This window comes from Peribacillus sp. NPDC046944 (genome assembly GCF_050272735.1).
Taxonomy (GTDB): domain Bacteria; phylum Bacillota; class Bacilli; order Bacillales; family DSM-1321; genus Peribacillus.
In genome coordinates, this window is the sequence record NZ_JBNNML010000002.1 from 238,759 (window position 1) to 253,449 (window position 14,691).

Annotated in this window: 13 protein-coding genes; all 13 read left to right on the forward strand. The window is 42.9% G+C overall.

The genetic code is table 11. The annotated features are described in order from the left end of the window. The first annotated feature begins 54 nt into the window (after positions 1 to 54). The 13 genes from ACQKIC_RS04145 (at position 55) to ACQKIC_RS04205 (ending at position 14,549) form a co-directional block, all read left to right on the forward strand. Positions 55 to 1,083 (forward strand): DUF3048 domain-containing protein, encoded by a 1,029-nt coding sequence (locus tag ACQKIC_RS04145; RefSeq protein WP_402958620.1) that lies wholly within the window; start codon positions 55 to 57, stop codon positions 1,081 to 1,083. A 12-nt stretch (positions 1,084 to 1,095) separates the two neighbouring features. Beyond that, positions 1,096 to 1,410, forward strand: coding sequence for a YerC/YecD family TrpR-related protein (locus ACQKIC_RS04150; protein WP_402958616.1), 315 nt, complete (start codon positions 1,096 to 1,098; stop codon positions 1,408 to 1,410). 232 nt (positions 1,411 to 1,642) lie between these two features. Next, a complete protein-coding gene (locus ACQKIC_RS04155; RefSeq protein ID WP_402872255.1) occupies positions 1,643 to 2,326 on the forward strand; it encodes a heptaprenylglyceryl phosphate synthase in 684 nt (227 codons plus the stop codon). Positions 2,327 to 2,392: 66 nt separating this feature from the next. Next, the gene (gene pcrA, locus ACQKIC_RS04160) at positions 2,393 to 4,642 is read left to right on the forward strand and encodes a DNA helicase PcrA (RefSeq protein ID WP_402872252.1); all 2,250 of its coding nucleotides are present in this window, start codon (positions 2,393 to 2,395) and stop codon (positions 4,640 to 4,642) included. A gap of 100 nt (positions 4,643 to 4,742) precedes the next feature. Beyond that, a complete protein-coding gene (gene ligA, locus ACQKIC_RS04165) occupies positions 4,743 to 6,749 on the forward strand; it encodes an NAD-dependent DNA ligase LigA (RefSeq protein ID WP_402958614.1) in 2,007 nt (668 codons plus the stop codon). Between the two features lie 12 nt (positions 6,750 to 6,761). Beyond that, on the forward strand, positions 6,762 to 7,931 hold the full coding sequence (locus ACQKIC_RS04170) for a CamS family sex pheromone protein (protein WP_402872244.1): 1,170 nt from the start codon (positions 6,762 to 6,764) through the stop codon (positions 7,929 to 7,931). 278 nt (positions 7,932 to 8,209) lie between these two features. After that, positions 8,210 to 8,500 carry an Asp-tRNA(Asn)/Glu-tRNA(Gln) amidotransferase subunit GatC gene (gene gatC, locus ACQKIC_RS04175; RefSeq protein WP_402872241.1) on the forward strand — a complete coding sequence of 97 codons (291 nt, stop codon included), beginning with the start codon at positions 8,210 to 8,212 and terminating at the stop codon, positions 8,498 to 8,500. Between the two features lie 12 nt (positions 8,501 to 8,512). After that, on the forward strand, positions 8,513 to 9,973 hold the full coding sequence (gatA, locus tag ACQKIC_RS04180; RefSeq protein ID WP_402872237.1) for an Asp-tRNA(Asn)/Glu-tRNA(Gln) amidotransferase subunit GatA: 1,461 nt from the start codon (positions 8,513 to 8,515) through the stop codon (positions 9,971 to 9,973). Positions 9,974 to 9,985: 12 nt separating this feature from the next. Next, positions 9,986 to 11,413, forward strand: a complete 1,428-nt coding sequence (gene gatB, locus ACQKIC_RS04185; RefSeq protein ID WP_402872234.1) for an Asp-tRNA(Asn)/Glu-tRNA(Gln) amidotransferase subunit GatB — start codon at positions 9,986 to 9,988, stop codon at positions 11,411 to 11,413. 146 nt (positions 11,414 to 11,559) lie between these two features. Next, positions 11,560 to 12,102: a sigma-70 family RNA polymerase sigma factor gene (locus tag ACQKIC_RS04190; protein ID WP_427591653.1), complete on the forward strand. Its 543-nt coding sequence runs from the start codon at positions 11,560 to 11,562 to the stop codon at positions 12,100 to 12,102. Further along, positions 12,099 to 12,563: a hypothetical protein gene (locus ACQKIC_RS04195; RefSeq protein ID WP_403124313.1), complete on the forward strand. Its 465-nt coding sequence runs from the start codon at positions 12,099 to 12,101 to the stop codon at positions 12,561 to 12,563. The genes ACQKIC_RS04190 and ACQKIC_RS04195 overlap by 4 nt, the downstream gene beginning before the upstream one ends. Then, the gene (locus ACQKIC_RS04200; protein WP_407407813.1) at positions 12,556 to 13,629 is read left to right on the forward strand and encodes an NINE protein; all 1,074 of its coding nucleotides are present in this window, start codon (positions 12,556 to 12,558) and stop codon (positions 13,627 to 13,629) included. Before ACQKIC_RS04195 ends, ACQKIC_RS04200 begins: the two co-directional genes overlap by 8 nt. Beyond that, entirely contained in the window at positions 13,626 to 14,549 is a 924-nt protein-coding gene (locus ACQKIC_RS04205) for a LiaF transmembrane domain-containing protein (RefSeq protein WP_402958608.1), read from the forward strand. The genes ACQKIC_RS04200 and ACQKIC_RS04205 overlap by 4 nt, the downstream gene beginning before the upstream one ends. Positions 14,550 to 14,691: the final 142 nt, after the last annotated feature.

Below are 14,691 nucleotides of genomic sequence, written 5' to 3' on the forward strand. Positions count from 1 at the left end.
TATAAAAGAACGCAGCAAACGACACGGTTGAGTAATCAGGAGCGTGAAAAGTGTATGAAAAAGTTTCTTTTCATCATGATAGCGATGTTACTTTTAGTAGGCTGTTCAGCGAAGGATAAGACAGAGGAAGACCAGCAAGACGAATCTGTCATGAAAGATACAGATGGTTCTTCAGGTGTTTTTCCGCTAACGGGAATAAGCACAGATGGAGAGAAGAAGCGTAGGGCCGTAGCGGTGATGATCAATAATCACCCACAGGCGCGTCCCCAATCGGGTCTTTCTGAAGCGGACATCGTTTATGAATTGCTGGCGGAGGGTGACATTACAAGGTTGTTAGCCGTTTTCCAGAGTGAGACCCCAGATCAAATCGGTCCGATTAGAAGTGCGAGAGATTATTATATCGAACTTGCCAAAGGCTTGGACTGTCTCTATGTATGCCACGGTAATAGCCCGGAGGCAAAGACGATGCTTGACAAAGGTTATGTTGATAACTTGAATGGCTTATATTATGATGGTACTCTATTTCAGCGGACTACAGACCGAAAAGCCCCACATAACTCCTACACCTCTTTTGAAAATATTGAAAAAGGTGCAAAGGAAAAAGGCTATGAGTTGACTGGTGCCCCCGAACCGTTTGCATTCTTGACGGAGGAAGAGGCAAAAGGTCTGCAAGGAGATGCAGCTTTGAACATCGATGTCGTCTATGGAGATGCAACATCCAATGTTCATTATGAGTATGAAAAAGCAGAAGAAAAATACACACGTTATTCGAATGGTGAGCAAACGGTTGAGTATCAATCTAAGAAACCTGTCCTGTTAGATAATATATTCATCATTGAGGCTGCTCATCAGGTGGTTGACGATAAAGGACGCCGAAAGATTGATTTGAAAAGCGGCGGAAAAGGTTACCTACTTCAAAAGGGGAAAATCAATGAAGTAGAATGGGTGAATAAAGATGACCGGATTATACCCGTGATTAATGGGAAAGAAGTAGGGTTGGTGACAGGCAAGACCTGGGTCAACGTAATTCCGAACCAACCAGGTATAGATAAGAACGTGTCATTTGATGCCCAAGAAAATTAAGGGGGAGTATGTATGCAAATTGATAAGTTAAGAGGGAAAGCGACAGATCAATTGTTTAAGTCGATTCTTTCTTTGCGCGATTTAGACGAGTGCTATCGCTTTTTTGATGATTTATGCACCGTCAATGAAATATCATCTTTGGCACAACGTCTTGAAGTGGCCCGCATGCTTGAGGAAGGTAAAACTTATCATAAGATTGAAACGGAAACCGGAGCCAGCACGGCTACGATATCCAGGGTCAAACGTTGCTTGAACTACGGGAACGACGCTTATTCCATGGCCATCAATCGCATTAAAGAAGATGTAGAGGAACCAACTGAAACGTAATGGGACGTTTCTTATAATGGATGAATCGAAAAAAACCGAGGAACTCGTTTTCTTGGTTTTTTATTTTGAGTTTATCCAGGTGGTCGGCAGCTTTTTTAGAGGAGTTGCCACGATAGAGTGGGTTTTCGATTCGTAGGTTTTTTTTGGAAAATTTTTTATCAGCACTTCTCTTTTTTTATGAAAAATCTTAATGCTATAATGGTTTAATGGGAAGTGTGAATGGAGGATTATTATGTACGATTTTCGCGAGTGGAAACATGTTTTCAAACTCGATCCAAATAAAGAAATAAGCGATGAAGCATTGGAAAAGGTTTGTGAATCTGGAACAGATGCCATTATGGTCGGCGGCACGGACGGAGTCACGCTTGAGAATGTGCTTCATTTAATGGCAAGGGTCAGGCGCTATACCGTTCCGTGCGTGATGGAGATTTCGTCAGTGGAAACGGTGACGCCTGGGTTCGATTTATATTTTATCCCAAGTGTGTTGAATAGCACCGATCCTGATTGGATGATGAAATTGCATCAGCAGGCGGTCAAGGAATACGGATATTTAATGAATTGGGACGAGATTTTTGTCGAGGGATATTGTATCCTCAACCCTGATTGCAAGGTGGCTCAATTGACGAATGCCAACACTGAATTGGATATGGATGATGTGGGTGCCTATGCGATGATGGCCGAAAAGATGTTCAATCTCCCTATTTTTTATCTGGAGTATAGCGGTATATATGGAGATGTCCGGATGCTGGAGGCCGCTAAAGAGAGCATGGAGAATAGCGTGCTATTCTATGGAGGCGGCATTAAATCAGTCGAACAGGCTAAAGAAATGGCCAAGTTTGCGGATGTAATCGTAGTTGGAAATGTAATTTATGAAGACTTGAAGGCGGCACTTGCAACGGTTGCCGCTGTTAAATAAAACGTTCATGGAATTAATGAAGTGTAGTATAATAAAAGAACAAATGTTCGTACAGGCGGTGTAATGATGCAATATTTAGCGGAAAAATTACTAACGGGTTTGAATGAACAACAACAAAAAGCAGTAAAAGCAACGGATGGCCCACTATTGATCATGGCTGGTGCAGGTAGTGGAAAGACCCGTGTTCTAACACATAGGATCGCATACTTGATGGTGGAGAAAGAAATCGCGCCTTGGAATATCCTCGCCATCACGTTTACCAACAAAGCGGCCCGAGAAATGAAAGAAAGAATCCGGGCGATTCTAGGTGGCGCATCCGAGGACATTTGGATTTCGACGTTTCACTCCATGTGTGTCCGGATTTTACGAAGAGATATCGACCGGATGGGTTTCAACCGGAACTTCTCCATTTTAGACACGACAGATCAGCAATCAGTCGTTAAGCAAATCCTGAAAGACCGCAATTTGGATCCAAAGAAATATGATTATCGGGCTATCCTTGGAAGTATCAGCTCGGCGAAAAATGAATTGGTCGGTCCGGAAGAATACCAAAAAACCGCATCGGACTTTTTCACAAAAATCACGGCGGATGTCTATACGGAATATCAAAAAAGGTTACGGAAAAACTCAGCACTTGATTTTGATGATTTGATCATGATGACGATCCAATTATTCCAGATTGTTCCGGAAGTTTTGGAATACTATCAACGCAAGTTTCAATATATCCATGTCGATGAGTATCAAGATACCAACCGTGCCCAATATATGCTTGTTAAACTACTTGCTTCACGTTTTCGTAATCTATGCGTTGTAGGGGATTCGGATCAGTCGATCTATCGGTGGCGCGGTGCGGATATAGCCAATATCCTTTCTTTTGAAAAGGATTACCCGAATGCGACGATGATTTTCCTTGAACAGAATTACCGTTCAACGAAAAAGATCCTTGAAGCGGCCAATAAGGTCATTGATAATAACCAAAACCGTAAGCCGAAGAATCTATGGACAGAGAACGTAGCGGGTAATAAGTTATCTTATTTCAGGGCAGACAATGAGCAAGGTGAAGCACAATTCGTAGCAGGGAAAATAAATGAATTAACGCTAAAAGGCGAAAGAAAGTATTCTGATATAGCTATCCTATATCGGACAAACGCACAGTCCCGGGTAATGGAGGAAGTGCTGCTTAAGTCAAACATCAACTATGCCATCGTCGGCGGCACCAAGTTCTATGATCGTAAAGAGATCAAGGACCTGCTTGCTTATCTGCGGCTCATCGCCAATCCTGACGATGATATTAGCCTGCGCCGTGTAATCAATGTTCCAAAACGCGGCATTGGCGCAACATCGATGGATAAGGTGGCGGATTACGCCAATCAATATGATATTTCCATTTATAAAGCGCTCGAGTCGATAGAAATGATCGGGATTAGCGGGAAGGCGACGAAAGCAGCCCGTGAATTCCATACATTGATTACGAATTATACGAATCAGCAGGAATTTTTGTCCGTTACGGAATTGGTAGAAGAAGTCATCGAAAAAACGGGATACCGTGAAATGTTAAGGGCTGAAAAAACGATTGAATCACAAAGCCGCCTAGAAAATATTGATGAGTTTCTATCCGTGACGAAAGCATTTGAAAGTAATAGTGAAGATAAATCATTAGTGGGCTTTTTAACGGATTTGGCGTTGGTGGCCGATATCGATAAACTAGATGAAAACCCTGAAGACGCTAACGATGCGGTAACGCTGATGACGCTCCATTCTGCGAAGGGCCTCGAATATCCGGTCGTCTTTTTACTTGGGCTTGAAGAAGGGGTATTCCCACATAGCCGCTCCCTCATGGATGAGGAAGAGATGGAAGAAGAACGCCGTCTTGCCTACGTGGGCATTACAAGGGCTGAAAACGAATTGTTTTTAAGCAATGCCCAAATGCGGACACTTTACGGACGCACGAACATGAATCCAGTGTCCCGTTTCATTTCGGAAATCCCGGCAGAACTTCTGGAAGATTTAAAACCGAAACCCGCTCCCAAGTCTAAGCAAACTTCATTCAGTTCTTCGGCGAGGACAGGTTCTACTGCACCTACCCATGCTAGAAAAACACCTAGCTTCGGACGTGCTGTTTCTGCCCCATCTGCAACAGGCGGTGAAGAAATAGGCTGGGCTGTCGGTGATAAGGCTTCCCATAAAAAATGGGGTGTCGGAACGGTAGTCAGTGTAAAAGGGGAAGGCGAAGGAAAAGAATTGGATATCGCATTTCCTAGTCCGACCGGAATCAAGCGTTTGTTGGCGAAGTTTGCACCAATCGAAAAAGTTTAAGCTATGAATATACGCCTACTGGCAAAGGATAAAGTTACCTGCATGTACATCGCCTTCTCATATAGAAGGCGACCGGGTTTCTTTAGAAAGGATTGAATGTATGGATATACAAGCTGCAAAGAAAAGTGTCCTTGAATTACAAACACTATTAAATCAATACAGTTATGAATACTATGTGCTGGATCAACCTTCTGTGCCGGATGCCGAATATGACCGACTTTTACGTGATCTCATCGAGCTTGAGGAAAAATTCCCCGAGTTGAAGACTCCTGATTCTCCGACGCAGCGTGTCGGCGGGGCCATCCTGGATATGTTTGAAAAAGTGGAGCACACAACACCCATGCTTAGCTTGGGCAATGCCTTCAATGAAGATGATCTACGTGATTTTGATAGAAAGGTCCGTCAGGCCGTTGGGGAGAATTATTCCTATGTATGTGAGTTGAAAATCGATGGATTGGCCGTCACTCTTCAATATGAAAATGGTTACTTCATAAAAGGGGCGACCCGGGGGGATGGAACGATTGGTGAAGATATCACCGAGAACCTGAAAACAATCAAATCCATTCCATTGAAGATAAGGAAACCAATCGGAATCGAAGTCCGTGGAGAGGCATTCATGCCGAAGAGATCCTTTGAAGGGTTGAATGCGGCGAAAGAAGAACGTGGGGAAGAACCGTTTGCGAATCCTCGTAATGCAGCAGCTGGTTCTTTAAGGCAGCTTGATCCCAAGCTTGCGGCAAAGCGGAATCTGGACATTTTTCTTTACGCCATTGCCGATTTAGGAGAAACTGGGGTTGGTTCCCATGGTGAAGCGCTGGATTTACTGGACGAACTAGGATTTAAGACGAATAAAGAACGAAAGACCTGTTCGAATATAGATGAGGTACTCGCCTATATCGAAAATTGGACAGAACAGCGTCCAAACTTGGCGTATGATATCGATGGGATTGTCGTAAAAGTCGATTCACTTGAACAACAGGATGAATTGGGATTCACGGCCAAAAGCCCAAGATGGGCAATCGCCTACAAGTTCCCGGCAGAAGAAGTGGTCACGACGCTAAGGTCCATTGAACTGAATGTTGGTCGTACGGGTGTTTTGACGCCAACGGCTGTATTGGATCCTGTCAGAGTCGCGGGCTCTACCGTACAACGGGCTTCACTACATAATGAAGATCTAATCCGGGAGAAAGATATTCGGATTGGAGACCAAGTGGTCGTAAAAAAGGCAGGCGATATTATACCAGAGGTCGTCAATGTACTAGTGGAACGCCGTACAGGTGAAGAAGTAGAATTCCAGATGCCGACTGAATGCCCTGAATGTGAAAGTGAGCTTGTGAGACTTGAAGGGGAAGTGGCCCTGCGTTGCATCAACCCTAAATGTCCCGCTCAGATTCGTGAAGGGTTAATTCACTTTGTATCACGCACTGCCATGAATATCGACAGTATGGGTGAAAAGGTCATCAGCCAGCTTTTCAAGGAAGAACTGATACACGATGTAGCCGATATATATAAACTTACGTATGATCAAGTCATTGAATTGGAACGGATGGGGGAAAAATCCGTCAATAAGTTGCTTCAAGCGATAGAGGCATCTAAAAGCAATTCACTTGAAAAGTTGTTATTCGGTCTTGGTATCCGACATGTCGGTTCGAAAGCCGCGAAGACGCTAGCACGGGAGTTCGGCACCATGGATGCCCTGAGCAAGGCAAGCCGCGAACAGTTAACGGGAATCAACGAAATTGGTGAAAAAATGGCCGATTCAGTCGTTGCGTATTTTGAGCAAGAAGAAGTTCATGCGTTGCTAGAGGAGTTGAAATCAGCGGGTGTGAATCTGGCCTATAAAGGGGTTAGAGCCATTCCAGTGGAAGAAATCGATTCTATATTTGCAGGGAAAACGGTTGTTTTGACCGGGAAACTACATCAGCTTACACGCAATGAAGCAAAAGAGAAATTAGAAGCACTGGGTGCCAATGTCGCTGGAAGTGTCAGCAAGAAGACTGATTTGGTTGTGGCAGGCGAAGATGCTGGATCAAAGCTTGAAAAGGCAGAGAGCTTAGGTGTCCTAGTGTGGGATGAAGAGAGACTAATCGAGGAATTTACTAAATAAGAGGTGTAGGCTATGAGGAAACACTCCATTTTGGGAATGCTTCTTATCCTACTGCTTGCTGGTTGTGCACCAAGTTTCGATGATGAGCAAGAGGTAGTGAAAGATTCCAAGGACAAAGAGGAGACAGCAATCATTCCGAAATACAAAATTTCGGATGAATATTATCAAACGATTCTTCCATTTGAGCCATCAAAGGCCCGCGGTTTGGTTGTATCGAATTTAAACACTCGATACGATATAGAAGAATTTGAAAACGGACTTATGCGATTGGCGCAAAATCAGTTTAATCCAGACGATTATTTGTTCCAAGAAGGACAAATGCTTGACAGTTCGACGATTTCATCTTGGCTGAACAGAAAATACACAAAAAGCCAGTTGAAAGAAAAAGACTTGAAAGCCAGTGAGAATCTAGGCTTGAACCCTGTAGATACAGGTAAGGGCGACATTGATAAACGGAATGAAGAAAACCCAATCTATCTAGCTCATATTCTGGAACATAATTACTTGACGAAAACGGAAGATAATAAAGTCAGCCTTGGCGGTGTCGTCATCGGCCTTGCCTTGAATTCGGTTCATTATTATCAAAAAGAAGCATACGGTGCCACGTATGAAACCAAAATAGATAGTAAGGAACTGAAAAGAGAAGGAGAACAAATCGCGGAAGAAGTCCTGAAACGATTACGTAAAACGGAAAAATTAAAGAATGTGCCGATTACGATTGCCCTTTTCGAACAGAACGAGAAATCTTCCGTCGTCCCTGGGAATTTCATATCCTATACGAATATCGAAAAAAGCTCTAATGAAATCAAGAAATGGAACAGTGTAGATGAAAAATACTACCTATTCCCTTCGACAAAAGCAGAAAAAAAATATAGGGACGACGTCAACACCTTCACCAATTTCAAAGAGGATGTCGAAGAGTATTTCCCTAACTTCAATGGCGTAATAGGCCGGGCCTTTTATATGGACAACCAATTACAGAAGTTGAACATCGACATACCCATTCAATTCTATGGGAATTCCGAAGCTATCGGCTTCACTCAATATGTAGCGGGTCTCGTGATGGAACGTTTTCCAAAGTATATTTCCGTGCAAGTATCAATTACTTCGGTCAACGGACCAGAAGCACTCATCGTCCGTCAGGCAAATCAAGACGAACCGACTGTGCATATATACGAATAAAGGAAAAGGAGGAGATGGAGCCTGATATGGCCCCATCTTCTTTCATGATTAGTAAGGGGTTCTGGAGAGATACGAGGTATCTTGGAATTCCGCCAGGGAATTTCCGACAGCATTCTCATATTTCCCGGAAAATACTTCTTTTTCCTTTGAAAATTTTGAAATTCGACATTGCAACTCTTGTTGCTTTACTGTGTAATAGTTTGATATGATTTAAACGATGATTTTCTGGAGAAAAGCGACTAGATTCAGTGGCTTTGGATATTTTGGAGGTGAAGAGAATGTCACGTATAACTATGGACCAAGTTAAGCACGTTGCCCATTTGGCACGTTTGGCAATTACGGAAGAAGAAGCAGAAAAATTCCAACATCAGCTTGATCAAATGATTTCATTTGCTGAACAGTTGAATGAACTTGATACAGACCAGGTAAAACCGACTTCTCACGTTTTGGATATGAAAAATGTAATGCGTGAAGATGTAGCGAAACCAGGACTACCGGTGGAAGAAGTAGTCAAGAATGCACCAGATAGCAAAGATGGTTATATCCGCGTACCATCTATAATGGAATAAGGAGGGACAATGATGTCGTTGTTCGAACAAAAGGTTTCCGAGCTTCATGAACGTTTACATAATAAAGAAATCAGTGTTACTGATCTTGTTAACGAATCGTATGAACGGATCGGACAGGTAGAAGACAAGGTGCAGGCATTTTTGACATTAGATGAAGAAAACGCCCGCAACCAAGCAAAAAAAATGGATGACCAATTAGCTAAAGGCGAGAGTCAAGGCGTCTTGTTCGGTATGCCGATTGGTGTAAAAGATAATATTGTCACAAAAAATTTACGGACTACATGTGCAAGTAAAATATTGGAGGACTTCAACCCAATATATGATGCGACTGCCGTTCAAAAATTACAAAGTGCTGAAACAGTGACGATTGGTAAGTTGAACATGGATGAATTCGCGATGGGATCTTCAAATGAGAATTCAGCTTATAAGGCGACTCGCAATCCATGGAATACGGATTATGTACCAGGTGGGTCTTCAGGCGGTTCAGCTGCCTCTGTCGCTGCTGGTGAAGTCCTGTTCTCATTAGGTTCGGATACAGGTGGTTCGATTCGCCAACCAGCTGCTTATTGCGGAGTCGTTGGCTTAAAACCTACATATGGACGGGTATCCCGTTTTGGGCTTGTGGCATTTGCTTCTTCATTAGACCAAATTGGTCCGATTACAAGAACGGTTGAAGATAATGCATATTTACTTGAAGCGATTTCTGGTGTCGATCCAATGGATTCCACATCGGCTAACGTGGATGTGCCAAGTTTTGTGAATTCATTAACAGGCGATGTTAAAGGATTGAAAATTGCCGTGCCAAAGGAATATCTTGGTGAAGGCGTTGGGGAAGAGGCACGCAACTCCGTGCTTGAAGCCTTAAAAGTATTAGAAGGACTTGGAGCAGAATGGGAAGAGGTTTCATTGCCGCATTCTAAATACGCTCTAGCGGCCTACTACCTGCTTTCTTCATCTGAAGCGTCTGCCAACCTTTCTCGTTTTGACGGGGTTCGTTATGGCCACCGTACGGATAATGCCGAAACGCTAATCGAAATGTACAAGCAAACACGTGCGGAAGGTTTCGGTGATGAAGTTAAACGCCGTATCATGCTTGGAACGTTCTCCTTAAGCTCCGGCTATTATGATGCTTATTATAAAAAAGCTCAAAAAGTCCGTACATTAATCAAAAAAGACTTTGAAGATGTATTCGAAAAATATGATGTCATCGTGGGACCAACCACGCCTACACCAGCATTCAAAATCGGTGAGAAAGTCGATGATCCATTAACGATGTATGCGAATGATATTTTGACGATTCCAGTCAACCTTGCGGGTGTACCAGGCATTTCGGTACCATGCGGATTCGCGGCTAACGGTCTACCACTTGGTCTACAAATGATCGGGAAACATTTTGATGAAAGCACGATTTATCGCGCAGCTCACGCTTTTGAGCAAGCAACAGATTTTCATAAACAATTTCCTAAGCTGTAAGGGGTGAAATAAATGGACTTTGAAACGGTAATTGGTCTAGAAGTACACGTAGAATTAAAGACAGATTCAAAAATTTTCTCAAGCAGCCCGAATCATTTCGGTGCTTCTCCAAATAGCAATACGACTGTCATTGATCTTGGTTATCCTGGGGTGCTGCCAGTCGTCAATAAAAAGGCTGTTGATTTTGCAATGAAGGCAGCCATCGCGCTGAATTGTGAAATCGCAGAGATTACGAAATTCGACCGTAAAAATTATTTTTATCCAGATAATCCGAAAGCCTATCAAATTTCACAATTTGATCAACCAATCGGGGAACATGGATGGATTGAAATCGAAGTCGGCGGAAAGAAAAAGAAAATCGGCATTACCCGTATCCATATGGAAGAAGATGCAGGGAAACTTACGCATAAAGGCAACCATTCTCTATGTGACTATAACCGCCAAGGTACACCACTTGTTGAAATCGTATCCGAGCCGGATATCACGTCTCCAGAAGAGGCCTATGCTTATCTTGAAAAGTTGAAATCCATCATACAATACACGGGTGTTAGTGATTGTAAAATGGAAGAAGGCTCACTTCGTTGTGACGCCAACATCTCCTTGAAACCGGTTGGTCAAAAGGAATTCGGTACGAAAACGGAACTGAAGAACTTGAACTCGTTCAACTTCGTTCGTAAAGGACTTGAGCATGAAGAAATCCGCCAAGCCGAAATATTGAATGAAGGTGGCGTCATTGAACAAGAAACACGCCGTTTCGATGAAGCTACAGGTAGAACGGTTCTGATGCGTGTCAAAGAGGGATCTGATGATTATCGTTACTTCCCGGAACCAGACTTATTGACGATCCATATCGATGAGGAATGGAAAGCACGCATTGCTGCGGAAATTCCTGAACTGCCGGATGCACGGAAAAAGCGGTATGCTGAAGAGTTTGGCTTACCGGAGTATGATGCGGCTGTTCTTACCGTAACAAAAGAAATGGCTGATTTCTTTGAAGCATCGGTTGCAGCAGGTGCGGATGCAAAACTGGCGTCAAACTGGATCATGGGTGAAGTTTCTGCATTCTTGAATGCTGAAGGAAAAGAACTTCACGATGTGGCATTGACTGCCGAGTCATTGGCAGGCATGATCAAACTTATCAAAGATGGCACAATTTCTTCTAAAATCGCGAAAAAGGTATTCAAGGAATTGATTGAAAACGGCGGTGACGCTGAAGCTATCGTTAAGGAAAAAGGACTTGTCCAGATTTCTGACGAAGGTGCGTTAAAGACAGCTGTTGAGGAAGCCTTGAATAATAACCCTCAATCGATTGAAGACTTTAAAGCGGGTAAACAAAAAGCTATTGGATTCCTTGTCGGACAAATCATGAAAGCGACAAAAGGACAAGCCAATCCACAACTTGTAAATAAAATCTTGATTGAAGAAATCAATAAACGCTAATCGATGGCCGTATCACTTCCGGGTGGTACGGTTTTCTCATGGAGAATAGTACATGCAGAAAAAAATTTATTTAGGAGTTATCTGTAGGGATAACTCCTTTTTGTCTCGTCTATAACATGAAAGCTTAAATGAAAGGGGGGAGAGAAGTGACAGATGCGTTAGTGGAGAAGGTAAGAAGTGGGAATGATCATGCTTTCCGCATTTTGATTGAAACGTATAAAGAATCGGTTTTCAGGACGGTTTATTCCGTCCTGCACAATCAAAAGGATGCTGAAGATGCCACACAGGAAGTCTTCATCAAAATCTACACTTCTCTTCCCCAATATCAAAATCAAGGGTTCAAAACGTGGTTGACGCGAATAGCCGTCAATCATGCGATAGACTTGAAGAGGAAACGAGACCGGAAAAAGGAAGTATCGCATGAGGAACAGCCATCAGAGGGGCATCTAGGTTTATCCGAAGATGTTGAGGCACTATTCTTCCAGAATGAAAGAAGAAAACTGGTGCTACAAAAACTTGATGACCTTCCAGCTGGATACCGTGAAGTGGTGCACGACTTTTACATAAAGGAAAAAACTTATCAACAAATTGCCGAGGAACAGCAAATCCAAGTGAAATCGGTTGAAGTAAAGCTTTACCGGGCAAGAAATTGGATGAAAAAACATTGGAAAGAGGAGGATTTTTCATGAAACATGTTTCTGTAACAGAGTGGACTGCGTATATCGCAGATGAAATCCCGGATGCTCTAAAAGTAGAATATGAAAATCATCTGTACTCCTGTGACGATTGTTTAACGCATTATATGGAAGCGCTAGAAAGAGAAGAAAGTGTTCGGCCTAACGAGGAACTGGATATCGCGGATAGCGTGATGAACACGATTGCAGCACTCAAAACCGTGCCATCCGCAGAGGATGAAACAAAGAACACCCGTTCAATGAGGACCATTACAAAACACTATTTGATTGCGGCAGGCTTTACTGTGTTACTGATGGCGAGTGGAGCCTTTCACTCTTTGACTAAATACGTCGATAACGTGGAGTCTGGGGCTATAAAAGAAACGCCGCCGGTAACAGACGGACTGATTGATAAAACATTTAACTGGATGGATGATATCGAAAAGAAAAATAAGGAGGGGTTTAAATATGAATAAAAGTCCGGTGTTAGCCTTTATATTGTCGTTTTTCCCCGGGGCCGGCCATTTCTACTTGGGCAGGATCTTCAAAGGGCTATTTTATTTTTTGGCTACGGTAGGATTAGGGGCTATAGGGATCCTACTAGCCGTAGTTAGTCAAGATGATGGTTTCCTTGCTATTTCGATTTTGGGAGTCTTCGTGTACCTCATCAGCATTTTTGATTTGGTGGTTACTTCTTTAAGAGGGGCAAACAATAAATCAGGCTCGGAAGGCAGTAGCATGGTTCAGCCTGAGGCCGAAAGGTTCTATGTGATCGTCTTGTCATTCGTACCGGGCCTGGGCCATTTTCAGCTCGGTCTCATGAATCGCGGGCTCACGTTTTTGATTGGGTTCCTGGGGCTCGGCGTTATGGTGATTTTCATAACGGCAATGACCCATATAGATGGCTTGTTAATATTCATGGCTCTTTTACCGGTGATTTGGGTGTACAGCTTTTTTGATGGCATCCAACAGCTGAACAAAAAGCAAAAAGGGGAAGAGCTGGTTGACCGGTCGGTTTTAGAAGATTTGGAAGAGAGAAGGGAATCCGGCAAGAAGAGTAAATCGGTTGCCACATTATTCTCCGTATTCCCAGGTGCAGGCCACTTATATTTAGGCTTACAAAAACGTGGAATCCAATTAATGGCAGGTTTCTTATTCGCCATCTATATCCTGGATTTACTTCGATTGGGGTTTTTCTTCTTTCTCATTCCAATCATCTGGTTTTATAGCTTTTTTGATGGCTTGCAAAAAGCATCCAAAATGGATGAAGGACCACTGGTGGACACGCCAATCATTACAGGCATTGCCCATCAACAAAAGTGGTTCGGCTATGGTTTGGTGGCTATAGGCGTTTATTTCTTCGCGAGCAATATCATAGTACCCGCAGCAGCCCCATATTTACAGCAATGGCTAGGTGATAACTTTGAGTATTGGTTTAGGGATTATTTTCAAAAAGGGATTGTATGTGTCCTATTAATAGGCGGCGGAATCAAATTGCTGTCTGGAAGTAAGAAAGAGAAAGTTAGGGGGGAAACAAAATGAGAACATGGAGAGTTGGGACGGTGTCAATGGGTGTGGCCCTAATCGGGTTAGGCGTACTTTTGTTGCTTTCACAGATTTCAGATATGAGTTTGACGACGATCCTTTTATCCTGGTGGCCGCTTCTTTTCATCATTTTAGGAGGCGAGATCCTCTTTTATATCTATTATTCAAGGAAAGAGAGTTCTTTCGTGAAATATGATTTTATTAGTATCATTTTTGTAGGACTGCTTGGAATGTTGGGGATTGCTTTACTTTTGCTAACATCAAGCGGCGTGATGGAACAGGTGACGGCAGCGGTGAAAAGCGAGGAAAAAACCGTCGATTTGCCTGGCTTCAATGAAAAAGCCGGGAAAGAAATTCAGCGGGTCGTATTGGATCCGGGATACTACCCTCTAACGGTTGAAGGAGGGAGCAATGAGAATGTTTCCATTTTTGGCACGTACGATGAACGTGTAATGGAAGATAGTGAGTCACTATTAAAAGAGGCTGAAGACTATCTAATGGTGGAAAGGAAAGGCGATACACTTTATATCAGTTTGAAAGATCTTCCCGTTCAAAATGGACTGCTGGGTGGAGATAGGATGAACCTTGAAGCAACGCTCATCATACCTGCCGACCTGGCTTTGGAAGTCGAGGGAAAAGACACAGACCTCACTTTAAAGCCGAGAGAACTAGTTAACGATTGGAATGTAGATGATGCAGGTTCTCTTACTGTCTATCTACAGGAAAAAAGCGATATAACGATACAGGCATTTGGAGTCGAAGAGCTGGAAGGGCCAAAAGATAGCTGGAAATCTGTCAGCGTGAAGACGGAAGATGATGAAGATAGCGACGTAAAGAATGGTACGTTGAAATTTGGCAAAGGACGTCATACCTTGACGATTTCAGATTCTTATAACGTGAACGTTCGGTATCATTAATTAAGACTAGATACTAGAATAAATTCATAAAAAGCTATATAATTTCTCTGATAAGATAGCAGATATGAATAAATAAGGATGGGCCAGCTTACGGTCCTTTTTTTTGAGGGAAATTGCTTTTCGTGAAGTGAAGGATTATTAT